The 22,864-nt window shown below is 73.2% G+C and carries 21 protein-coding genes; 11 read left to right on the top strand and 10 right to left on the bottom strand.

Translation table 11 applies throughout. The features are described from left to right. Nucleotides 1-58: 58 nt before the first annotated feature. The 7 genes from ACZ6YG_RS41075 to tkt form a co-directional block, all read right to left on the bottom strand. Nucleotides 59-1,630 carry a right-handed parallel beta-helix repeat-containing protein gene (locus ACZ6YG_RS41075; protein ID WP_466020926.1) on the bottom strand — a complete coding sequence of 524 codons (1,572 nt, stop codon included), beginning with the start codon at nt 1,628-1,630 and terminating at the stop codon, nt 59-61. Between the two features lie 240 nt (nt 1,631-1,870). After that, complete coding sequence (locus tag ACZ6YG_RS41070) at nt 1,871-2,149, bottom strand: response regulator transcription factor (protein ID WP_466020925.1); 279 nt, start codon at nt 2,147-2,149, stop codon at nt 1,871-1,873. A gap of 161 nt (nt 2,150-2,310) precedes the next feature. Next, complete coding sequence (gene pgl / locus ACZ6YG_RS41065; RefSeq protein WP_466020924.1) at nt 2,311-3,084, bottom strand: 6-phosphogluconolactonase; 774 nt, start codon at nt 3,082-3,084, stop codon at nt 2,311-2,313. A 10-nt stretch (nt 3,085-3,094) separates the two neighbouring features. After that, a complete protein-coding gene (locus tag ACZ6YG_RS41060) occupies nt 3,095-4,006 on the bottom strand; it encodes a glucose-6-phosphate dehydrogenase assembly protein OpcA (RefSeq protein ID WP_378525330.1) in 912 nt (303 codons plus the stop codon). Nucleotides 4,007-4,049: 43 nt separating this feature from the next. Further along, nucleotides 4,050-5,651, bottom strand: a complete 1,602-nt coding sequence (gene zwf, locus ACZ6YG_RS41055) for a glucose-6-phosphate dehydrogenase (RefSeq protein WP_246640637.1) — start codon at nt 5,649-5,651, stop codon at nt 4,050-4,052. 65 nt (nt 5,652-5,716) lie between these two features. After that, complete coding sequence (gene tal / locus ACZ6YG_RS41050; RefSeq protein ID WP_148031281.1) at nt 5,717-6,808, bottom strand: transaldolase; 1,092 nt, start codon at nt 6,806-6,808, stop codon at nt 5,717-5,719. A gap of 5 nt (nt 6,809-6,813) precedes the next feature. Continuing rightward, nucleotides 6,814-8,844, bottom strand: coding sequence for a transketolase (gene tkt, locus ACZ6YG_RS41045; protein WP_261808859.1), 2,031 nt, complete (start codon nt 8,842-8,844; stop codon nt 6,814-6,816). Nucleotides 8,845-9,180: 336 nt separating this feature from the next. On the opposite strand from tkt, the gene ACZ6YG_RS41040 reads away from it, so the two are divergent. Further along, entirely contained in the window at nt 9,181-10,152 is a 972-nt protein-coding gene (locus ACZ6YG_RS41040; protein ID WP_466020923.1) for a heme o synthase, read from the top strand. 65 nt (nt 10,153-10,217) lie between these two features. Next, complete coding sequence (locus tag ACZ6YG_RS41035) at nt 10,218-11,381, top strand: PrsW family intramembrane metalloprotease (protein ID WP_148031283.1); 1,164 nt, start codon at nt 10,218-10,220, stop codon at nt 11,379-11,381. Nucleotides 11,382-11,516: 135 nt separating this feature from the next. Here ACZ6YG_RS41035 and ACZ6YG_RS41030 read toward each other — a convergent pair whose 3' ends face one another. Further along, nucleotides 11,517-12,503, bottom strand: a complete 987-nt coding sequence (locus ACZ6YG_RS41030; RefSeq protein ID WP_261808505.1) for a COX15/CtaA family protein — start codon at nt 12,501-12,503, stop codon at nt 11,517-11,519. A 90-nt stretch (nt 12,504-12,593) separates the two neighbouring features. Between ACZ6YG_RS41030 and ACZ6YG_RS41025 the strand changes: the two genes are divergently transcribed. Genes ACZ6YG_RS41025 through ACZ6YG_RS40990 form a run of 8 tightly spaced genes read left to right on the top strand, consistent with a single transcriptional unit; the run spans nt 12,594 to nt 19,915 of the window. Then, a complete protein-coding gene (locus ACZ6YG_RS41025; RefSeq protein WP_466020922.1) occupies nt 12,594-13,742 on the top strand; it encodes an NAD(P)/FAD-dependent oxidoreductase in 1,149 nt (382 codons plus the stop codon). Then, nucleotides 13,739-13,981 carry a (2Fe-2S)-binding protein gene (locus tag ACZ6YG_RS41020; protein ID WP_397199094.1) on the top strand — a complete coding sequence of 81 codons (243 nt, stop codon included), beginning with the start codon at nt 13,739-13,741 and terminating at the stop codon, nt 13,979-13,981. Before ACZ6YG_RS41025 ends, ACZ6YG_RS41020 begins: the two co-directional genes overlap by 4 nt. Then, entirely contained in the window at nt 13,978-15,330 is a 1,353-nt protein-coding gene (locus tag ACZ6YG_RS41015; protein ID WP_466020921.1) for an FAD-dependent oxidoreductase, read from the top strand. Before ACZ6YG_RS41020 ends, ACZ6YG_RS41015 begins: the two co-directional genes overlap by 4 nt. Then, nucleotides 15,323-16,216 carry a dihydrodipicolinate synthase family protein gene (locus tag ACZ6YG_RS41010; protein ID WP_466020920.1) on the top strand — a complete coding sequence of 298 codons (894 nt, stop codon included), beginning with the start codon at nt 15,323-15,325 and terminating at the stop codon, nt 16,214-16,216. Before ACZ6YG_RS41015 ends, ACZ6YG_RS41010 begins: the two co-directional genes overlap by 8 nt. Then, nucleotides 16,213-17,214 (top strand): proline racemase family protein, encoded by a 1,002-nt coding sequence (locus ACZ6YG_RS41005; protein WP_466020919.1) that lies wholly within the window; start codon nt 16,213-16,215, stop codon nt 17,212-17,214. Before ACZ6YG_RS41010 ends, ACZ6YG_RS41005 begins: the two co-directional genes overlap by 4 nt. Further along, a complete protein-coding gene (locus tag ACZ6YG_RS41000) occupies nt 17,211-18,248 on the top strand; it encodes a proline racemase family protein (RefSeq protein WP_466020918.1) in 1,038 nt (345 codons plus the stop codon). The genes ACZ6YG_RS41005 and ACZ6YG_RS41000 overlap by 4 nt, the downstream gene beginning before the upstream one ends. Then, on the top strand, nt 18,245-19,225 hold the full coding sequence (locus ACZ6YG_RS40995) for an ornithine cyclodeaminase family protein (protein WP_466020917.1): 981 nt from the start codon (nt 18,245-18,247) through the stop codon (nt 19,223-19,225). The genes ACZ6YG_RS41000 and ACZ6YG_RS40995 overlap by 4 nt, the downstream gene beginning before the upstream one ends. A 15-nt stretch (nt 19,226-19,240) precedes the next feature. Then, on the top strand, nt 19,241-19,915 hold the full coding sequence (locus ACZ6YG_RS40990; RefSeq protein ID WP_148031291.1) for a GntR family transcriptional regulator: 675 nt from the start codon (nt 19,241-19,243) through the stop codon (nt 19,913-19,915). On the opposite strand, the gene ACZ6YG_RS40985 is transcribed toward ACZ6YG_RS40990, so the two are convergent. Next, nucleotides 19,912-20,823, bottom strand: coding sequence for an EamA family transporter (locus ACZ6YG_RS40985; protein WP_397199088.1), 912 nt, complete (start codon nt 20,821-20,823; stop codon nt 19,912-19,914). The genes ACZ6YG_RS40990 and ACZ6YG_RS40985 overlap by 4 nt on opposite strands. A 109-nt stretch (nt 20,824-20,932) precedes the next feature. On the opposite strand from ACZ6YG_RS40985, the gene ACZ6YG_RS40980 reads away from it, so the two are divergent. Further along, on the top strand, nt 20,933-22,132 hold the full coding sequence (locus tag ACZ6YG_RS40980) for an MFS transporter (RefSeq protein ID WP_222708920.1): 1,200 nt from the start codon (nt 20,933-20,935) through the stop codon (nt 22,130-22,132). On the opposite strand, the gene ACZ6YG_RS40975 is transcribed toward ACZ6YG_RS40980, so the two are convergent. After that, nucleotides 22,133-22,858: an ABC transporter permease gene (locus ACZ6YG_RS40975; RefSeq protein ID WP_466020950.1), complete on the bottom strand. Its 726-nt coding sequence runs from the start codon at nt 22,856-22,858 to the stop codon at nt 22,133-22,135. Nucleotides 22,859-22,864 lie beyond the last annotated feature (6 nt).

Genomic DNA, 22,864 nt, shown 5'->3' with positions numbered 1-22,864 from the left:
TACCTCTCTTCTCAGGCTGGTCTTCTCAGGCTGGTCTCGCTGTGGCTGGTGAGGTCGGTCAGAGGCGGGCGCCGACGTCCGCGCCGTTGGCGGGCCGCAGGAAGGACGAGGAGCGGATCGAGCCGTCCGCGGCGCGCGGGCCGGTGATCGTGCCGCTGTCGGTGCTCGCGAGCGTCCACGTGCCGCCGAGGTCCCAGGAGTTGCCGGAGCTCGACGACGAGCCCGGCGCGGCCTGCGTCCGGTTCGCCACCGACAGGTTCCTGGTCAGGACGGAGACCGAGTCGGCGTAGTCGAAGCCGGTGCCGCCGTTGCGCCAGGCGGTGCTGCGGTCGGTCACCAACCGGCCGGGGTTGCCGTTGTCGGTGAAGCCGTGCACCGCGTTGTCGAAGGCCATGGAGTTGCGCACGGCATGGCCGACCGCCGGGTCCGGGTCGCCGCCGCCGAGCTTGAAGCCGTTGCCGTCGCCGGTGTAGTCAGGCAGGTTCCACCGGTTGAACCCGTTGCCCCAGGCCACGGACGACTCCACGGTGACCTGCCCGAGGAACATCCAGAAGTCCAGGCCGTCGTCGGAGTTGTTCCACAGCCGGGCGCCGCGGATCACGTTGCCGCTGCCGGACCCCTCCTTGATCGCGACCCCGTCGGCGCTCTCGCCGTTCTTGCGCGGGTCGCGGTTGCCGTGGCTGTCGAGGTCGACGATCAGGTTGCCGCTCGACGCGCCCTGCAGGTGCAGGCCCGACTCGTAGTTGTCCCTGGTGACCAGGCGGTCGAAGACGTTGCCGCTGGCGTCCAGGCCGAAGATCCCGTACGGGCCGTTGACGATCTCCAGGCCGGCCAGCCGCCAGTGGTCGCCCTCGATGTGGACGGCGCCGCGCTCGGCGCGCGGGATGCTGGAGCCGACCGCGCCCGGCGTGTGGGGCATGTTCTCGCCGTCGATGATCACCCGCTCGCCGTCGTGGGCGGTCATGGTGATCGGCTGCGCGGGAGTGCCGTCCTTGAGGATCCGGATGTTCGTGCCCGGCGCGTACGTGCCGCCCCGGATGAGGATCGTGTGACCGGGCTGCGCCAGGTCCACCGCCCGCTGGATCGTGCGCAGCGGCGAGGCCAGGGTCCCCGGGCCGGTGTCGTCGCCGTTCGTCGCCACGTAGAGGGTGGTCGCCGGCTGCTCGCCGCCGGTCTCGGCGTCCAGGTAGTCCAGGTTGGGCAGGCCCGCGGAGGTCGTCGGGCTCAGCCGGACGGTGTTGGCGCCGGAGTTCACCGGGACGGTCACGGTCGCGGTCCGCCACGTGGACCAGGCGCCGGTGCCCTCGAAGGACAGGGTCCCCGCCGCGGCGCCGTTCACGGTCAGCCCGGCGGGCCGGGAACCCGTGGTCCCGTTGGCGAAGCGGATCCGGAGCGTGGCGGCGCCGCCGGCCCCGGCGGTCACGGTGAACTGGGCGTGGGCGCCGGCGGCGTTGGCGCCGTTGCAGAAGCCGCTGCCGGAGTAGCCGGCCCAGTTGGACTCGATGGCGCCGGTGCAGACCGCCGGTGCGGATTCGGCCTCGTACCGGGTGGAGGCGGCGTGCGCGGGTGACACCGCCGCGAGGGTGCCGGCTACGAGGCCGGCGCAAGCGAGGAGCGTTCTGAGGCGCATCGTCCAACTCCCGGTAAGCGCTTTCCGAATGCTGCCGACTCAAGCACAGCACCGGGATCACGGAAAGAACCCCCGGCCCCGGCGCCGCTCACAACCGGTCGCGCCACGCCTCGCCGGCCGTCATGAACCACGGGTCGGCGCAGGTCGGCAGCGGTGCCCGGGGTGCGCGCCCGGCCGGGCCGGAGGGATGAAACTTTCATCGCGGGCGCCGGGCGGGGTGGGCGCCGGGGGACGGGCGCGTCAGACGAGGCCGGTCTCGTGGGCGGCGATGACCAGATGGACGCGGGAGCGCGCGCCGATCTTGAGCAGCAGGCTGCTGACGTGGGTCTTCACCGTGCTCAGACTGACGTGCAAGGACTCGGCGATCTTCATGTTGGACAGGCCTCCGGCCACGAGCACGAGGACCTCGCGCTCGCGGCCGGTGATGGGGCGCCCGGCGCCCGGCGCCCGGTGCACGAACCGGCGGATCAGGCACCGGGTGACGGTCGGAGCCAGGAGGGACTCGCCCGCCGCGACCACCCCGATGCCCCGGAGCAGGTCGGCGGGCGGGGTGTCCTGAGCAGGAAACCCGTCGCGGTGCTCGCCGCGTGGGCGGTCGTGCCGCTGGCGATCTCGATGACGGTGCGGACATGACAGGGGCCGCCCCGGCGAACGCCGGCGGCGGCCCGGAGGACAGAGGGTCAGGGGGAGGCGATGCGGCCCAGGCCGGGCGGGATCTTGCTGGCCGCCGCGCGGTCCAGCAGGAACAGGGTGCGGCCGCGGGCGCGCGCGCCCGCCGCCGGGACCTGCACCGGGCCGGACTCCTCCAGGGCCAGGCGGACGGCGCCGGACTTCTCCTCGCCGGCCGCCACCACCCACACCTCGCGCGAGCCCTGGATCACCGGCAGCGTCAGCGTGATCCGGGTCGGCGGCGGCTTCGGGGCGCCGTGCACCGCCACCGCCGGGCGGGTGTCGTAGAGCGCCGGCATCCCGGGGAACAGCGACGCTACGTGCGCGTCGGGGCCCATGCCCAGCAGCATCACGTCGAAGCTGGGCGCCGGCCCGTGGTCCTCGGGCCGGGCGGCCTTGGCCAGCTCGGTGGCGTAGGCGTCGGCCGACTCCTCCGCCGACAGGCCCGAGTCGGGCCCGGCCATCACATGGACCCGCGACGGGTCGACGTCGACGTGGTCGAGCAGCGCCTGCCGGGCGCCCGTCTCGTTGCGCTCGGGGTCGCCCGAGGGCAGGAACCGCTCGTCGCCCCACCAGATGTCGAGACGCCGCCAGTCGACGGCGTCTCTGGCGGGGGTCTCGCGGATGGCGGCCAGCGTGGCGATGCCGACGGTGCCGCCGGTCAGCACCAGGGACGCGGAGCCCTTCGCGGACTGCGCGTCGACCAGCCGGGTGATGATCCGCGCGGCCACGGCCTTGGCCAGCACATCGGCGTCGCGGTGCACGACAACAGTGGGAACGCTCACCCGTATCACCTTAGTGTGCGTACGTCCGGGCCAGGCGCTTGACGGCCAGCTCGTAGGTCTCGTCGGAGTCGAGCCGGCGCAGCTCCTCGGCGAGCAGCTCGGACAGGTGGCGCCGGGTCAGGGCCACGTTCCGGTCGGGCTGGCCGGGACGCGACAGGGTGGCCACCCGGGCGTCGTCGCGCGTCACCGACAGCTCGCCGTCGTCGAGCGTGAGCCGCACCTCGGTGAGCCCGGGCCCGTCGGACTCGGCGGTGCCGACCGGCACGTCGAGCCGCTCCGCCAGCCAGGCGGCCAGCAGCGGCGCGCTCGGGTTGTCGGCGGAGGCCGCCACCTGCCCGCCGTACACCTTGCCCACCGGCTGGTCGAACGCAGCCGCCAGCAGGCTGCGCCACGGCGTCAGCCGCGCCCACGCCAGGTCGGTGTCGCCGGCCGAGTAGCCCTTGGCCCTGGCCACCAGGGCGGCGACCCCGTCGGGGGCGGACCTGGCGTCGGTGAGCCGCCGCTGGGCGAGCGTCCCGATCGAGTCCTCCGACGGCACGTCGGGCGCCCGGCCGGGCCACCAGGCGACCACCGGCGTGTCGGGCAGCAGCAGCGGGCTCACCACCGAGTCGGCGTGGTCGGTCAGCTCCCCGTACAGCCGCAGCACCACCGTCTCGCCCGGCGCGGACTCGCCGATGCGCAGCTCGGCGTCGAGCCGGTTGGCCTCCTCGGTCTCCCTGTTGATCACCACGATGATGCGGGACGGGTGCTCGCGCGCCGCCTCGGTGGCCGCGCGCACCGAGTCGTACTGGTCGCGCTCCTCGCACACCACCACCAGCGTCAGCACCATGCCGACCGCGGGCGCGCCCATCTGGTGGCGCAGCTGCGTGAGCTGGCTGGAGATCTTCCCCGCCGTCGTGTCGGCCAGCATGAAGGTAGTCACGACGCCTCCCGCGCCGGTCTCGTGCCGCGTCCAACGCCTGTCACTAGAGCCTCCTCCACACGCGCCCGTCGCGGGCCATCATCTCGTCGGCCGACGGCGGCCCCCACGACCCGGAGGGGTAGGGCTCCGGCTGCCCCTGGGTGGCCCAGAACTCCTCGATCGGGTCGAGGATCGTCCACGACAGCTCCACCTCGCGCTGGTGCGGGAAGAGCGGCGGGTCGCCGATCATCACGTCGAGCAGCAGCCGCTCGTACGCCTCGGGCGACGTCTCCAGGAACGACTCGCCGTAGGCGAAGTCCATGGACACGTCGCGCACCTCCATCGCGGTGCCCGGCACCTTCGAGCCGAACCGCACCGTGATGCCCTCGTCCGGCTGCACCCGCACCACCAGCGCGTTCTGCCCCAATATCTCGGTGTCGTCCTTGCTGAACGGCAGGTGGGGAGCCCGCTGGAACACCACCGCCACCTCGGTCACCCGGCGGCCCAGCCGCTTGCCGGTGCGCAGGTAGAACGGCACGCCGGCCCAGCGCCGGTTGGCGATCTCCAGCTTGACCGCGGCGTACGTCTCGGTCATCGAGTCGGACGAGATGCCGTCCTCCTGGAGGTAGCCGGCCACCTTCTGGCCGCCCTGCCAGCCCGCGGCGTACTGGCCGCGCGCCGTGTTGAGCGCCAGGTCGGACGGCAGCCGCACGGCCCTGAGCACCTTCTCCTTCTCGCGGCGCAGCGCCTTGGCGTCGAAGGAGGTCGGATCCTCCATCGCCACCAGCGCCAGCAACTGCAGCAGGTGGTTCTGGATCACGTCGCGGGCCGCGCCGATGCCGTCGTAGTAGCCGGCCCGGCCGCCGATGCCGATGTCCTCGGCCATCGTGATCTGCACGTGGTCGACGAAGCTGCGGTTCCAGATCGGTTCGTACAGGTTGTTGGCGAACCGCAGCGCCATGATGTTCTGGACGGTCTCCTTGCCCAGGTAGTGGTCGATCCGGAAGATCGAGCTCTCCGGGAAAGCCGACGTGGTGATCTCGTTCAGCTCGTGCGCCGACTTCAGGTCGTGGCCGAACGGCTTCTCGATCACCACCCGCCGCCACGAGCCGTCGGGCGCCTGCGCCAGCCCCGTCCGCTTGAGCTGCTCCACCACCACGGGGAAGAACTTCGGCGGCACCGAGAGGTAGAACGCGTAGTTGCCGCCCGTGCCGCGCAGCTCGTCGATCTCCCGCAGCGCCATCGCCAGCGCGTCGAACGCGCCGTCGTCGGAGAACTCGCCCGGCACGAAATGGATGCCCTCGCGCAGCTGCCGCCAGACCTCCTCACGGAACGGGGTCCGGGCGTGCGTCTTCACCGCGTCATGCGTCAGCTGGGCGAAATCCTGGTCCTGCCAATCACGCCGGGCGAACCCGACCAGCGAGAAACCGGGCGGCAGCAGCCCTCGGTTGCCCAGGTCGTAGATGGCCGGCAGCAGCTTGCGTTTGGCCAGGTCACCCGTCACGCCGAACAGCACCATCACACACGGGCCCGCCACCCGCGGCAGCCGCTTGTCACGCGGGTCGCGCAGCGGGTTGGCGGCCGCCACCTCGATCGTCGTCGAGGTGCCGGCGACGGCGGCCGCGACCGCGAGCGCCTCCTCCGGGGGCCCTGCCGGGTCACTCATCTCAAACCTCCTGTGCGGGTGCGCCGCGGCGGAGGAGCCGGGCTCCTCGCCGCGGCGCCGGCGGTCTAGGGGACCAGGTTCTTGCGTACGCTGTCGAGCAGTTCGTTCCAGGACGCCTCGAACTTCTGCACACCCTCATCCTCCAGCACCCGCACCACGTCGTCGTAGTCGATGCCGGCGTCCTTGAGCTCGGCCATGGTGTTCCAGGCCTGCTCGTAGAAGGGACGCACACTGTCACCGCCGACGTCGCCGTGGTCGGCGGTCGCGTCGAGCGTCTTCTCCGGCATGGTGTTGACCGTGCCGGGCGCCACCAGCTGGTCGACGTACATGGTGTCGGCGTAGTCGGGGTTCTTGACGCCGGTCGAGGCCCACAGCGGGCGCTGCGGCCGGGCGCCGGCGGCGCGCAGGCGCTGCCAGCGGTCGGTGTTCATGATCTCCTCGAACGCGGCGTAGGCCAGGCGCGCGTTGGCGACGGCGGCCTTGCCCTTCAGCTCGGGCCTGCCGAGCTTGTCGAGCCGGCCGTCGATCTCGGTGTCGACGCGGCTGACGAAGAACGACGCCACCGACTCGATCGTCGCGAGGTTGAGCCCCTTGGCCTGGGCGGCCTCCAGACCGGCCAGCCAGGCGTCCATCACGGCGCGGTAGCGTTCCAGGGAGAAGATCAGCGTGACGTTGACGCTGATGCCCTCGCCGATCGCCTGCGTGATCGCCGGCAGGCCTTCGAGGGTCGCCGGGATCTTGATGAACAGGTTGGGCCGGTCGACCAGCCACCACAGCGCCCTCGCCTCGGCGACCGTCTTCTCGGTGTCGCGCGCCAGGCGCGGGTCGACCTCCAGCGACACCCGGCCGTCGACGCCCGAGGTGGAGTCGTACACCGGGCGCAGCACGTCGGCGGCCCACCGGATGTCGTAGGTGGTGATGGCGCGCACCGCCTCGCCGATGTCGACGCCGCGCACCGCCAGGTCGTGCATCTGCGTGTCGTACGCGTCGCCCTTGCTCAGCGCGCTGGCGAAGATCGTCGGGTTGGACGTCACCCCGACGACGTTCTTCTCGCGGATCAGCTGCTCCAGGTTGCCCGTGCGCAGGCGCTCGCGGCTGATGTCGTCGAGCCAGATGGCCACGCCCTGGCCCGACAGCTTCTTCAGGATCTCGCTCATGTCACTCAGTTTCCCGTCGTCTCGCCCTTGTCCTGGCCCAGCTTGGCCAGGGACGCCCTGGCCGCCGCGGCCACGCGCTCCGCCGTCAGCCCGAACTGCTCGTACAACGTCCTGTACGGCGCGGAGGCGCCGAAGTGTTCGAGGCTCACGACCTCGCCGCACTCTCCGACGAACTCGTGCCAGCCGAGGGCGATGCCCGCCTCGACCGCGACCCGAGCCCGGATCGACGACGGCAGGACGGTCTGCCTGTATGCGGAGTCCTGCCCCTTGAACCACTCGACACACGGCATCGACACGACCCGTGCCGGAATGCCTTGCGACTCCAGCAGTTCGCGGCCGTGGATCGCGATCTCCACCTCGCTGCCGGTCGCGATGAGGATGACCTTGGGCTGGCCGTCGGAGGCCTCGCGCAGGACGTAGCCGCCGTGGGCCACGCCGTCGGCGCTGGTGCCCTCCAGGACCGGCAGGTTCTGCCGGGTCAGCGCGAGCGCCGCGGGCCGGTCGGTGTGCTCCAGCACCGCCTTCCAGGCCGCGGCCGTCTCGTTGGCGTCGGCCGGGCGCACCACGTCCAGGCCGGGGATGGCGCGCAGCGACCACAGGTGCTCGATCGGCTGGTGGGTCGGGCCGTCCTCGCCCAGGCCGATGGAGTCGTGCGTCCACACGTACACGACCGGCAGCTTCATCAGCGCGGCCAGCCGCACCGACGGGCGCATGTAGTCGGAGAACACCAGGAACGTGCCGCCGTAGGGGCGGGTGCCGCCGTGCAGCGCGATGCCGTTGAGAATGGCGCCCATGGCGTGCTCGCGGATGCCGAAGTGGAGCGTGCGGCCGTAGCGGTTGCCGGGGAACTCCTTGGTCTGGAACTCCTCGGGGATGAAGGACGGCTCGCCCTTCATCGTGGTGTTGTTGGACTCGGCCAGGTCGGCCGAGCCGCCCCACAGCTCGGGCAGCACCGGCGCGAGCGCGCTCAGCACCTCGCCGGAGGCCTTGCGGGTGGAGATCGAGCCGCCCACGTCGAACGACGGCAGCGCGCCCGCCCAGCCGGCGGGCAGCTCACGGTGGGAGATGCGGTCGAGCTCCGCGGCCCGCTCCGGGTGGGCCGAGCGCCAGCGCCGGTAGCCGTGCTCCCACTCGGCGTGCTCGTGACGGCCGCGGGCGGCCACCTCGCGGGCGTGCTGGAGCACCTCGGCGGGCACGTCGAAGGTCTTGGCGGGGTCCATGCCGAGCACCTGCTTGGTGGCGGCGACCTCCTCGGCGCCGAGCGCCGAGCCGTGGATCTTGCCGGTGTTCTGCTTGTTGGGTGAGGGCCAGCCGATGATCGTGCGCAGCCGGACGAACGAGGGACGGTCGGTCTCGGCCTTGGCCGCCTCCAGCGCCTCGTGCAGCGCCTGCACGTCCTCGGCGTAGTCGCCGGACTGGGTCCAGTCGACGCTCAGGGTGTGCCAGCCGTAGGCCTCGTAGCGCTTGACCACGTCCTCGGACTTGGCGATGAGGGTGTCGTCCTCGATGGAGATGCGGTTGTCGTCCCAGATGACGATGAGGTTGCCCAGCTTCTGGTGGCCGGCGAGCGAGCTGGCCTCGTGGCTGATGCCCTCCTCGATGTCGCCGTCGCTGACGACGCACCAGATGTGGTGGTCGAACGGCGACCGGCCCGGCTCGGCGTCCGGGTCGAACAGGCCGCGCTCGCGGCGGGCCGCCATCGCCATGCCCACGGCGTTGCCCAGGCCCTGGCCCAGCGGGCCCGTCGTGGTCTCCACGCCGGCGGTGTGGCCGTGCTCCGGGTGACCGGGCGTGAGGCTGTCCCACTGGCGCAGCCGCCGCAGGTCGTCCAGCGTGAGCCCGTAGCCCGACAGGTAGAGCTGGATGTACAGCGTCAGGCTGGTGTGCCCGGCGGAGAGCACGAAGCGGTCGCGGCCGATCCAGTTGGGATCGGTCGGGTCGTGCCGCATCGCACGCTGGAAGAGCAGGTATGCGGCGGGAGCCAGACTCATCGCGGTGCCTGGGTGTCCCGAGCCCGCCTTCTCCACTGCGTCCATCGCCAGCGCTCGGACCACGTCGACAGCCTGCTTGTCGAGGTCGGTCCACTCAAGGGCTGGCACGAGTTCGGTGCTCAAGCTCGATCTCCGGAATCTCTTCGTCTGCTGATGGTGCCTGTTGGCAAAATCCCGCCCACACGGGACCCTAACCGAGTGGAGACGGCCATCGATTCCCTATCCACCCGAGCGTGTCCGCGAACAGGCCCACGCACCCCCTTGGCCGGACCGCCCATCCCTGCGACTACAGTTTGCTTGTTCCCAGGGACGCCCCGGCTGCCCTCACGAATCCGCTTCAATCCGAGGTTACGCGTTGACTCCGCACGTGCTGGAAGCGCCTTGACGGTGCTGACGAACAGGCAGGCGAGCAGGCCGCACGACGCCCCCGGCCACAGGGAGACCACTCCGGCGCATCCCGCGCCGCGGTCGATCGGTGAGGTCGTCATGGCCTACGTAGCCCTCACCAAGCCGCGCGTCATCGAGCTGCTGCTGATCTCGACGCTGCCCGTGATGTTCCTGGCGGCCGGCGGCCTGCCGCCGCTGTGGACGGCGGTGTCGGTCATGGTGTTCGGCACGCTCTCGGCGGGCAGCGCCAACGCGCTCAACTGCTACATCGACCGCGACATCGACCAGAAGATGCGCCGCACCCGGCGCCGGCCGCTGGCCAGGCACCAGGTGTCGCCGCGGGCCGCGCTGGTCTTCGGCATCGTGCTGGGCGTGCTGTCCACCGCGGGGCTGTGGCTGACGACCAACTGGCTCGCGGCCGCGCTGTCGACCGCCGCGATCCTCTACTACGTGCTGGTCTACTCGCTGATTCTCAAGCGGCGCACCGCGCAGAACATCGTGTGGGGCGGCATCGCGGGCTGCATGCCGGTGCTGATCGGCTGGGCGGGCATCACCGAGCGGCTCGACTGGGCGCCGCTGGTGCTCTTCGGCGTGGTGTTCTTCTGGACGCCGCCGCACACCTGGACCCTGGCCATGCGCTACAAGGAGGACTACGCGGCGGCCAAGGTCCCGATGCTGCCCGTGGTCGCCACCGAGCGCCGGGTGATCCTGGAGTCGATCGCCTACACCTGGGCGACCGTGCTGTGCTCGCTGGCCCTGTGGCCGGTCGCCGGCACCACGCTGCTCTACCCGGCGGTGGCCGCCGTGCTGGGCGCGCTGTGCCTGTGGGAGGTGCACGCCCTGCTGACCCGGCTCAACGCCGGCAAGACCGGGGTCGACCTGCGGCCGATGCGGTTCTTCCACTGGTCGAACGCCTATCTGGCGCTGCTGTTCCTGGCCGTCGCCATCGACCCGCTGCTGTCCTGATCCCTTGCCGCCTGTAACCGAATCGCAGGTAGGACATCACATTCCTGATCGGTTACAGTCACCGTATGCCGTCCCATGATCCACGCTGGGTGTTCAAGGACCGCCCGTCGTCAGCGTTGATCATCGGGCTGGTCCTCACCGGCATCTGCACGCTCGTGTCGTTCTCCTTCGACGTGCTCAACGGCGAGCCGGTGCAGTTCTTCATCGCGCTGGCCCTGGCTCTGGCGCCGGTGCCGCTGCTGCTGGCCGCCGTGCTCGCGCTCGACCGGATGGAGCCGGAGCCGCGCAGCAACCTGATCTTCGCCTTCGCCTGGGGGGCGGGCGTGGCCGTGCTGGTCGCGGGCGTGGTCAACTCGCTCAACCTGCACTACATCATGGACACCGTCAACCTGTCGGAGGCCAGCGCCCGCAACATCGCGGCCACCTTCGGCGCCCCCGTCGTCGAGGAGACGATGAAAGGGCTCGTCCTGCTCGGGATGCTGCGCTTCCGCAGGTTCGAGCTCGACGGGCTCACCGACGGCATCATCTACGCCAGCATGGTCGGGCTCGGCTTCGCCATGAGCGAGAACGTCAGCTACTACCTGGCCGCGCTCAACTCCGAGGCCGGCGGGGTGGGGCTGGCCGTCACCGTGGTGCTGCGCGGCATCCTGTCGCCGTTCGCGCATCCGTTGTTCACCTCGATGATCGGGGTGGCGGTCGCCTTCGCGGCGCAGCGGCACGGGCCGGAGCGGACCTTCTCCATCATGGCCGGCTGGTCGGGCGCGATGATCCTGCACGGACTCTGGAACGGGCTCGTCTCGTACGGCGGCTTCCCCGGGCTGGTCGTCGCCTACCTGGTGCTGATGGTGGTGCTCGTGGTGCTGATCGGCGTCGTGGTCCGCGACCGGCGCCGCATCGTCGCGCTCATCCAGCTCTACCTGCCCCCGTACGAGCCGACCAAGCTGGTGACCAGGGACGACATCCACATGCTGTCGGCGCTGCCCCGGCGCAGGCACGCCCGCCAGTGGGCCCGCATGTACGGCGGCAGGAAAGGGCTGCGCGCGATGAGCGACTACCAACTCGCCGCGACCGAGCTGGGGCTGCTGCACGAGCGCGCCGCCCGGCGCATGGTGGACGAGCAGACCTTCCACGAGGAGCAGCGGGCCCTGCTGGAGTGCATGAGCACGGCCCGCGCGGAGTTCCCGGTGCCGCCCGCGCCCGCCGGCACGGCCGGTTACGCGCCCGGCTGAGCTCCGGGAGGGGCGGACGAATGCCGCGAAAGGCGCCTCGCGGCGGTGGGGGAGTGGCGGACTTCTCACCCCAAAGCCTGACAGACAGGCACGGGTCGCGGAGGGCGACCGGGTGGGGGAGTGGCCGGGGCCCGGTCAGGCGGGGGCGGCGGCCTCGGCGACGGGCCGGGCGGCGGGCTCGTCCAGCGGGTCGTGCGTGCGCAGCGCGGTGACCACCCGGAGCGCGCAGATCCACACCAGGGTCGAGCCGAGCACGTGCAGCGTCACCAGGGCGGCGGGCACGCCCAGGAAGTACTGGACGTAGCCGATCACGCCCTGCAGCAGCTCCACCGCCAGGAGCGTCCACGCCGCCCGGCGGGCCCGCAGGGGCGCGCCGGTCACGCGCAGCGCGAACGCCAGCGCGAACGTCAGCCCGACCACCAGGTAGGCGACGTCGGCGTGCAGCCGCGCCACGGTCTCGATGTCGAAGCCGAACCGCGAGGCCACCACGTCACCCGAGTGCGGCCCCGTACCCGTCACCACCACGCCCGCGACCACCAGCACGAACACCGCCGCCACCAGGACCTGCCCGAGCCGCCGGAGGTCGCGGTGGACCACCGGGCGGGCCGGCGCGTCACCCTCGCCGGCGCGCGCGTAGAGCGCCCAGCAGGCGGCGGTCAGGCCGATCGACAGCAGGAAGTGCATGCTCACCGTGATCGGGTTGAGCATGGTGCCGACCACCACGCCGCCCCACAGCGCCTGCGCGGCGATGCCCACCGGCTGCAGCCAGGCCAGCCGCACCAGCGACTCGCGCCGCGGCGACAGCCGCATCGCCGCGACGACGCAGGCCAGGCCCACCACCAGCACCAGGAACGTCACCAGCCGGTTGCCGAACTCGATGGCCATGTTGAGGGGGTCGACCTCGGGGTGCGCGACCGGGACGAAGCTGTCGGGGGTGCAGCGCGGCCAGGTCGGGCAGCCCAGGCCCGAGCCGGTGACGCGCACCACCGCGCCGCTCACGGTGATGCCGGCGTTGACCACCACGGAAGCCAGCGCCCAGCCCCGCATGGTCGCGGGTGTCGGCGCCCAGAAGGAGAACAGGCGCCGTACGAGGGGGGAGTGATGGTCCGTGGGTAGCTTCACGTCATCGATGGTACGGGCCCCATGGGCCGGTCCTTTCACCGCCTTTTCAACCTCCGGCGTATGTGACATATTACTGAAGGGAGGTGGGCGATGTCCGACGTCATCGTGGTCGGCGCGGGGGTCGTCGGAGCCGCGTGCGCCTACTACGCCGCCCGCGCCGGGCTCGACGTGACCGTCCTCGACCGCGGCCCCGTGGCCGGCGGCACCACCGGGGCGGGCGAGGGCAACGTGCTCGTCTCCGACAAGGAGCCAGGCCCCGAGCTGGAGCTCGCCCTGCTGTCCAGCCGCCTGTGGCGGGAGCTGGCCGCGACGGGCGGCGGCTTCGAGTACGAGCCCAAGGGCGGCCTGGTCGTCGCCGAGACGCCCGAGGTCCAGGAACGGCTGGTGGAGCTGGCCGCCGAGCAGGACGTGCCGCACGAGGTCGTGCCCGCGGACGGGCTGCGCGCGCTGGAGCCCGAGCTGGCCGGCGGGCTGGCCGGCGGCGTCCGCTACCCGCAGGACGCGCAGGTCCAGCCCATGCTGGCCGCCGCCCGGCTGCTCCGGCACGGCGCCGACAGCTTCGGCCGCGGCGCGCTGAAGGTGCGGCTCGGCGTCACCGTCACCGGCTTCACCCGCTCCGGCGACCGCGTCACCGGCGTGCGCACCAGCGAGGGCGACATGCTGGCCGGGGCCGTGGTCAACGCCGCCGGCACCTGGGGCGGCGAGCTGGCCGCCCGCGCCGGGGTGACGCTGCCCATTCTGCCCAGGCGCGGGTTCATCCTCGTCACCGAACCGCTGCCCCGGCCGCTCATCCGGCACAAGGTCTACACCGCCGCGTACGTCACCAACGTCGCCAGCGACTCCGCCGGGCTGGAGACCTCGGCCGTCGTCGAGGGCACCCCGGCGGGCACCGTGCTCATCGGGGCCAGCAGGGAGCGGGTCGGGTTCGACCGGACCACGTCGCTGCCGGTGCTGTCGCGGCTGGCCGCCCAGGCCATCGCCCTGTTCCCGGCGCTGCGTGAGGTGCGCGCCATCCGGTCCTACTGCGGGTTCCGCCCGTACTGCCCCGACCACCTGCCCGTGATCGGCGCCGACCCGCGCGCGCCCGGGCTGCACCACGCCTGCGGCCACGAGGGCGCCGGCATCGGCCTGGCGCCCGCCACCGGCCACCTGCTCGCCCAGGTGCTCACCGGCCGCCGGCCCGACCTGGACCTTTGGCCGTTCCGTCCTGACCGCTTCCGCTCCGGGGAGGACCGTTGACCTTCGAGATCACCGTCGACGGGCGGCCCGTGCCGGCGCGGCCCGGCCAGACGATCGGCGCGGCCCTGCACGCGGCGGGCATCCGCGCCTGGCGCACCACCCGCGTGGGCGGCCGGCCGCGGGGTCTCTTCTGCGGGATCGGGGTCTGCTTCGACTGCCTGATCAGCGTCAACGGCGGGCCCGTGGAGCGCGCCTGCCTGGCCGAGGCCCGTCCGGGGGACGAGGTGACCACCTCATGACCGTCTACGATCTCGCCGTCGTCGGCGGCGGGCCCGCCGGGGTGGCGGGGGCGCTGACGGCGGCGCTGCGGGGGCTGCGGGTGGTGCTCGTCGACTCCGGGGTACGGCCCGGGGGCCAGTATTTCCGGCACCGGGACGTACCGGACGAGCCCGCGACCAAGGGCTTCGAGCGGTTCGCCCGCCAGGTGCGGGCGCTGGAGGACCGCGCCGACGTCATGACGCGACGGCAGGTGTGGGCCGTCACCCGTGAGGACGACGGGTTCACCGTCCACTGCCTGGGCGGGGCCGCCGTCCGGAGCCGTCGGCTGCTGATCGCCACCGGGGCGCACGACCGGCCGCTGCCGTTCCCCGGGTGGGACCTGCCCGGGGTGCTCACGGCGGGCGGGGCGCAGGCGCTGCTCAAAGGGCACGGAGTGGTGGCGGGCAGGCGGGTCGTGGTGGCGGGGACCGGGCCGTTCCTGCTGCCCGTCGCGGCGGGCCTGGCCGCGGCGGGGGCCGAGGTTCCCGGCGTGTACGAGGCCAACGGCGGGCTCGGCCTGGCCCGGCACCCCCTGCTCGCCCTGGACAAGGCCGGCGAGGCCGCCGGATACCTGGCGGCGCTGGCCCGTCGCCGCGTCCCGTACCGGACCCGCCACGCGGTGGTGGCCGCCCACGGTGACCGGGAGCTGGAGGCCGTCACCGTCGCCCGCCTGGACCGCGACTGGAACGTGCTGTCGGCCCGCCGCGTCCCCTGCGACACGCTCGCCACCGGCTACGGGTTCGTCCCTCAGCTCGACCTCGGGGTCCAGCTCGGCTGCGCCACCCGCCCGGACGCCGACGGCACCCCGGTGCTCTCCGTCGACGCCGCCCAGCGCACCACCGTCCCCGGCGTCTGGGCCGCGGGCGAGCCCACCGGCGTCGGCGGCCGCCACCTGGCCGAGCTCGAAGGCCGCGTCGCGGGCCTGTCCATCGCGGCAGCCCGCGAGACCGCCCCGGCGACACGCGCCGCCGGCGTGCCGGAGGTCCTGCTGAGGAGGCGGACGCGGATGCGCGCGTTCGCCGCCGCGCTGCTGGCCGCCTACCCCGTCAAGGACGGATGGCGCGGCTGGCTGCGGGACGACACGGTCGTCTGCCGGTGCGAGGAGGTGCCGCTGGCCCGGATCCGCGAGGCGCGCGAACTGGGGGCCACCGACGCGCGCTCCGCCAAGCTGCTGTCCCGGGCCGGCATGGGCTGGTGCCAGGGACGCGTCTGCGCCTACCCCCTCGCCTGCCTCGTCGGCGGCGGCCAGGCCGCGCCCCGCCGCCCCATCGCCCAGCCCGTCACCCTGGCCGCCCTCGCCGAACTCACCCTGGAGGAACCCCATGACTGAACGCACCCGCCCCTGGCACGGCATCATGGTCGCCACCACGCTCCCGCTGCACGACGACCTGTCCGTCGACTACGACGGCTACGCCGCGCACTGCCGCTGGCTGGTGGAGAGCGGCTGCGACGGCGTCGTCCCCAACGGCTCGCTCGGCGAGTACCAGACCCTCACCCCCGAGGAGCGCGCCAGGGTCCTGGAGACCGCCGTCGAGGCGGTCGGCGGCGACCGCGTGATGGCCGGCGTCGGCGCGTACGGCGCGGCCGAGTCGCGGCGGTGGGCCGAGAAGGCCGCCGAGCTGGGCTGCGGGTCGGTGCTGCTGCTGCCGCCGAACGCCTACCGGGCCGAGGACCGGGCCGTCTTCGCGCACTATCGTGAGGTGGCCGGAGCCGGGGTGCCCGTCGTCGCGTACAACAACCCCTACGACACCAAGGTCGACCTGACCCCGGCGCTGCTGGCCAGGCTGCACGAGGAAGGGCTGATCGTGGCGGTCAAGGAGTTCACCGGCGACCCGCGGCGCGCCTACGAGCTGGCCGAGCTGGCCCCGGGCCTCGACCTGCTCATCGGCTCCGACGACGTGCTGCTGGAGCTGGCGCTGGCCGGGGCCAAGGGCTGGATCGCGGGCTACCCGAACGCGCTGCCCGTCTCCAACGTCGCCCTCTACCAGGCCGCCGCGGCGCACGACCTGGCGACGGCGCTGCCGCTCTACAAGCAGCTGCACGCGCTGCTGCGCTGGGACTCCAAGACCGAGTTCGTCCAGGCCATCAAGCTCTCCATGGACCTCGCCGGCCGCCGCGGCGGCCCGTGCCGCCAGCCCCGGCAGCCGCTCACCGCCGAGCAGGAGGCGGCCGTCCGCGCCGTCACCGAGAAGGCGCTCGCGGAGGGCCTGCGATGAGGACCAGGCGGGTCTTCCACGCCGTCGACTCGCACACCGAGGGCATGCCGACCCGGGTCATCACCGGCGGCGTCGGGGTCGTCCCCGGCGCCACCATGGCCGAGCGGCGGGTCCACTTCCGCGACCACCTCGACCACGTGCGCAAGCTGCTGATGAACGAGCCGCGCGGCCACGCCGCCATGAGCGGCGCCATCCTGCAGCCGCCCACCCGGCCCGACGCCGACTGGGGCGTGCTGTTCATCGAGGTGTCCGGGCTGCTGCCGATGTGCGGCCACGGCACCATCGGCGTGGCCACCGTGCTCGTCGAGACCGGCATGGTCGAGGTCACCGAGCCCGTCACCACCGTCCGGCTGGAGGTCCCGGCCGGGCTGGTGGAGGTGGACGTGGCGGTCCAGGACGGCATGGCGATGTCCGTGACGCTGCGCAACGTCCCGTCCTACGCCGACCGGCTCGACGCTGTCGTGGAGGTCCCCGGGTACGGGGAGATCCGCTACGACCTGGCGTACGGCGGCAACTTCTACGCCATCGCCGACCTCGACGCGTACGGGCTGCCGTTCGACCGCAAGGCCGGCGGCGAGATCCTCGCCGCCGGGCTGGCCACCATGGAGGCGATCAACGCCGCCGCCGAGCCGGTGCACCCGGAGGACGACCGCATCCGCGGCTGCCACCACGTCTACCTCGCCGCCCCCGGCTCCGACGCCCGCCACTCGCGGCACGCCATGGCCATCCACCCCGGCTGGTTCGACCGCTCGCCGTGCGGCACCGGCACCAGCGCCCGGATGGCCCAGCTGCACGCCCGCGGCGAGCTGCCGATCGGCCGCGACTTCGTCAACGAGTCGTTCATCGGCACCCGGTTCGTGGGCAGGCTGCTGGAGGAGACCAGCGTCGGCGGCAGGACCGCCGTGGTGCCGTCCATCACCGGCCGCGCCTGGATCACCGGCACCGCCCAGTACTTCCTGGACCCGCGTGACCCCTTCCCGGAGGGCTTCGAGCTGTGACCATCCCCACGACCATCCCCACGACCATCCCCACGACCATCCCCACGACCATCCCGACAACCGTCACCACGGTCGACTACCACACGGCCGGCGAGCCGTTCCGGATCGTCACCGGCGGCGTCCCCGACATCCCGGGCGCCACCGTCCTGGAACGCCGCGCCAACGCCGCGTCCGCCGCCGCGTCCGCCGACCACGTCCGCAGGCTGCTCTGCCACGAGCCGCGCGGCCACGCCGACATGTACGGCTGCTTCCTCGTACCGCCCGACGACCCCGGCGCGCACCTCGGCGTGCTGTTCTGGCACAAGGACGGCTACTCCACCGCGTGCGGCCACGGCACGATCGCGCTCGGCGTGCACGCCGTGCGCGAGGGCCTGGTCGAGGCCGCCCCCGACGGCGAGACGGACGTGGTCATCGACGTGCCCTCCGGCCGCGTCACGGCGCGGGTGCGCCGCGCCGGCGGCCGCGTCACCGCCGTCACCTTCGTCAACGTCCCCTCGTACGTGATCGCGCGCGGCGTCGAGGCCGCCGGCGTGCAGGTCGACGTCGCGTACGGGGGAGCGATCTACGCCTCGGTGCCGGCCGCGGCCGTGGGGCTGAAGGTCGGACCCGAGCACCTGACCGAGCTGATCGCCTGGGGACGGCGCATCAAGGCGGACCTGGCCGGGCACCCGGCGGCCCGCCACCCGGGCGACGACCGGCTGTCCGGCGTGTACGGGGTCATCTTCCACGAGGAGCTGGACGGGGAGCCCGGATACGCGCGCCAGCGCAACGTGACGGTGTTCGCCGACGGGGAGGTCGACCGGTCGCCGTGCGGGTCGGGCACCGCCGCCCGGCTGGCGCTGCTCCACGAGGACGGGCTGCGCGACCCGCTCGTGCACGAGAGCGTCGTCGGCACGACGTTCATAGCACGGGTGAACGGCGTGACCGGCGCCGGGGTGATCCCCGAGATCGAGGGCATGGCCTATCGCACCGGGCGGCACTCCTTCGAGCTCGACCCCGACGACCCGCTCGGCACCGGGTTCACGCTGCGATGAGCGGACTGCCCTACCTCGACGCGGACGCCGTGGCCCGGCTGGTGCCCGCCGCGCGTGCCGTACAGCTGCTGGAGGACGCGCTGCGCGCCGGGCTCGACCCCGAGGAGACGCCGCGGCGGCCCGTCGTCGAGCTGCCCGCCGGGCAGCTCCTGCTCATGCCCGCCGCCTTCGGGCGCTACGCCGGCGTGAAGGCGGCCACCGTCGCGCCCGGCAACGCCGCCCGCGGGCTGCCCCGCATCCAGGGCACCTACCTGCTGTACGACGGCGAGACCCTGACGCCGCTGGCCGCCATGGACGGCATCGCGCTCACCTCCCTGCGCACCCCGGCCGTCTCCGCGCTGGCGGTCCGCCACCTGGCCGCCCCCGGCGCGGGCGACCTGGTGGTGTTCGGCACCGGCCCGCAGGCGTGGGGCCACGTCCTGGCGTTCGGCGAGGTACGCCCGCTGCGCCGGGTCACCGTCGTGGGCCGCGACCCGGCCCGCGTGCAGGCCTTCGCGGCCCGCTGCGCGGCCCTCGGCCTGGAAACGGCCGCACTCACCGCCCGCCCGCAGGAGCCGGGCTCCCCGGCACGGGTGACGGACGAGGTGGCGGAGGCTGTCCGGGGCGCCGATCTCATCGCCTGCTGCACGACCGCCAGGGAGCCGCTGTTCCCCGGCGGGCTGGTCCGCGACGGCGCCACCGTCGTCGCCATCGGCTCGCACGAGCCGGACGCGCGGGAGCTCGACGGCGACCTGATGGCCCGCTCCACGGTGGTCGTGGAGGCCAGGACCGCCGCGCTCGCCGAAGCAGGCGATGTCGTCATCCCGATCAGCCACGGTACGATCACCACCCACCATCTCGCCGGCGACCTCGCCGACCTGGTAGCCGGCCGGGTGGCCGCCGGGGCCGGGCCGCGCGTGTTCAAGGGCACCGGCATGGCATGGGAGGACCTGGTGGTCGCGGCCGCCGCGTACGAAGCCTGGCATGGTGAGACCTGAGCGAAGGGAAGGGCGATGGCTGCCGAGGACCGGCTCGACCTGCCGATGGTGGGCGAGCGGCAGAGCCTGCGCGAGCAGGTGGCGCAGGCGCTCAGGGCGGCGCTGATCACCGGCGAGATGCGGCCGGGGGTGGTCTACTCGGCGCCGGTGCTGGCGGCCCAGTTCGGCGTCTCCGCCACGCCGGTCCGCGAGGCCATGCTCGACCTGGCCAAGGCGGGCCTGGTGGAGGCCGTGCGCAACAAGGGCTTCCGGGTGACCGAGCTGTCCGAGCGCGACCTGGACGAGCTGACCGAGATCCGCGAGCTCATCGAGGTGCCGACGGTCGCCCGGATGGCCGACGCCGGCCGGGCCGCCGACTTCGAGCGGCTGCGCCCGGCCGCCGAGGAGATCCTCGCCGCCGCCCAGCGGGGCGACCTGCTCGCCTACGTCGACGCCGACCTGCGCTTCCACCTGGAGCTGCTCGGCCTGTCCGGCAACGGCCACCTGGTCGAGGTGGTCAAGGACCTGCGCACCCGCGCCCGCCTCTACGGCCTGTCACAGCTGTCCGAGCGCGGCATGCTGGCCGACTCCGCCAGGGAGCACCTCGCGCTGCTCGACGCGCTCAAGGGCGGCGACGAGCGAGCCGCCGAGCACATCATGAGCGAGCACATCCGGCACGTCAGGGGCATCTGGGCGGCCCGCGAGGGCTAGCGCCGCCGCACCGCCCTGGTGGTGCCGAGGCTGGCCGCGACGATGCACACCACGGCCACCCACTGCTGGACGTGCAGCACCTCGCTGAGCACCAGCACGCCGATCAGCGCGGCCGCGGCGGGCTCCAGGCTCATCAGGATGCCGAACACGTGCTTCGGCATCCGGCGCAGCGCGTTCAGCTCCAGCGAGTACGGGATCACCGACGACAGCAGCCCCACGCCCAGCCCGATCAGCAGCAGCTCGGGCTGGAGCAGGTCGGCCCCGCCGGAGACGACCCCCACCGGCGCGACGACCACGGCCGAGACCACCATCGCGAACGCCAGCCCGGTCGTGCCGGGGAACCGGCTCCCGGCCGCCGCCGACAGCAGGATGTAGGCCGCCCAGCAGGCGCCCGCCGCCAGCGCGAACGCGATGCCCACCCAGCTCGCCGACGCCGACTCGCCCCAGGGCGCGAGCAGCACCACCCCGGTCCCGGCCAGCCCCACCCAGACCAGGTCCAGCCGCCGCCGGGAGGCGGCCACCGCCACGCCCAGCGGGCCGAGGAACTCGATGGCGACCGCGACCCCCATCGGCAGCCGCGCCAGGGCCTCGTAGAAGGTCAGGTTCATCAGCGCGAGCGTCACGCCGAACCCGATCCCCACGGCCCAGTCGCGCCACGCCATGCCCTTCAGCCTCGGCCGCGCCACCGCGCCGATGATCAGCGCGCCCATGGCGATGCGCAGGAACACCACCGCGCTCGGCGGCAGCGCCGTGAACAGTTGCTTGGCGAACCCGGCCCCGAGCTGCACCGAGAAGATCGCCAGCAGCACCAGCCCGGACGGCGGGATGGAGTCGGCGGCGGTGCGCAGCAGGTTCCCCGGCCGGGGCAGGCCGCGGTCGACCGGGTCGTCAAGGGTGAAGGCGGGCACGGAACTCCTCGTATCGGACACAACGCCCTGAAGCGTACCGACCTCGCCCGACATTCCTGTCAGAGGGTGTTTTACTGATCAATATCCCCTCAAACGGATGCAGGAGCACATGAGCGCCTCAGCCCCGCCCGTCACCCTCACCCGGCCGCCGGCCGCGCTCGCCGCCGCCTCGTTCGTCAGCAGCTTCGACCGCCTGGTCGTGACGCCGCTCCTGGTGCTCATCGCGGCCGAGCTGGAGGTCCCGCTGGCCACCGCGGTGGCCGTGGCCAGCGGCTACTACCTCGCCTACGGGGTGTCGCAGCCGGTCTGGGGGGTGCTGTCGGACCGGTTCGGGCGGGTGCGGGTGATGCGGCTGGCCCTGCTCGGCGCCGGGCTCGCGGGCCTGGCCTCGGCGGCCATGCCGGCGCTGCCCGCGCTCATCGTCGCCCGGGTCGCCGCGGGCGCCTGCTTCGGCGCGGTCATCCCCACGTCGCTGACGTACGTGGGGGACACGTTCCAGGTGTCGGTACGGCAGCGCGCCCTGTCCGACCTGATGGGCCTGATGGCGCTGGGCACCGCGCTGGCCACCGGGCTCGGCGGCGTGCTGGGCGACCTGGCCGGCTGGCGGGCGGCGTTCACCGTGCCCGCGGTGTGCGCGCTGGCCTGCGCCGTGGCGCTGCGGACGCTGCCCGAGCCGCCGCGGGCCGAGATCGGCGGCCTGGGCAGGCACGTCGGCGCGGTGCTGCGCCGCCCGTGGGCCCTGCTGGTGTTCGCGCTGGCGTTCGTCGAGGGCGCCGTGCTGCTCGGCATGCTGACGTTCCTGGCCACGGTCCTGCAGCACCAGGGCGTCTCCTCCGCCCTGGCAGGCCTGGCCGCGGCCGCCTACGGCCTGGGCGTCTACCTGTTCTCCCAGGTGGTCAAGCGGCTGGCGGGAGGCCGGCCGGTGTGGTCGCTCATCCTGATCGGCGGGGCGCAGATGTGCGCCGGGTACGCGATCGTGGCCGTGGAGGCGAACCTCGGCACGGTCGCGCTGACCGCGCTGCTGCTCGGGGGAGGCTGGTCGTTCATGCACTCGTCGTTGCAGACCTGGGCCACCTCGGTGGTGCCGCAGGCGCGCGGCACGACGGTCGCGTTCTTCGCGTCGTGCTTGTTCATGGGCAGCGCCGTCGCCTCGTGGGCGGCCGGTCCGCTGGCCGGGAGCGGATCGTACGGGCTGCTGTTCGGCCTGGCCGCGGCCGTCGCCGCGCCGCTCACGGTGGTCGCCGCGGTCAGCCGCCGCCGTTACGGCGCGCGCGCCCCCGAGGAGGACGCCGCGCCCCGCCCCGAATGATCACTCCCAGCGGAAGGTCCTGGCGGCCAGCACGAGGGAGACGACGGCCCACGCGGCCAGCACCGCCACCGGGGCCACCGGCAGCGCGCCGCCGCCGAGCACGGTGCGCAGGCCGCCTGTCAGCGCCGAGATCGGCAGCAGCTCCAGCACGGGCCGCACCGACTCGGGGAACTTCGCCAGCGGGAACACCACCCCGCCCGCCGCCAGCAGCAGCAGGTAGACCAGGTTGGCCGCGGCCAGCGTCGCCTCGGCCCGCAGCAGACCGGCCATGAGCAGCCCGAGCCCGCTGAAGGCGGCGGTGCCCAGCAGCACCAGCAGCGCGCAGCCCAGCACCGCGGCCACCGGCGAGCCCTGCGGGCTCCAGCCCAGCGACAGCGCCACCGCGACGAGCACCACCACCTGGACGGCCTCCACCGCGAGCACCGCCACCGTCTTGGCCAGCATCAGCCCGCCCCTGGACAGCGGGGTCGCGCCCAGTCGCTTCAGCACCCCGTAGCGCCGCTCGAACCCGGTCGCGATCGCCTGGCCGGTGAACGCCGTCGACATCACCGCCAGCGCCAGCACGCCCGGCGCCAGGAAGTCGACCCGGCTGCCGCCGCCCACGTCGATCAGCGGCGCCACCGAGAAGCCGACCAGCAGCAGCACCGGGATGATCATGGTGAGCAGGAGCTGCTCGCCGTTGCGCAGCATGCCGCGGATCTCGGCTCCCGCCTGCGCCAGCACCATCCGCGG

The sequence above is a fragment of the Nonomuraea sp. NPDC054003 genome (assembly GCF_055585125.1).
This window is presented reverse-complemented; position numbering and strand designations above follow the sequence as displayed.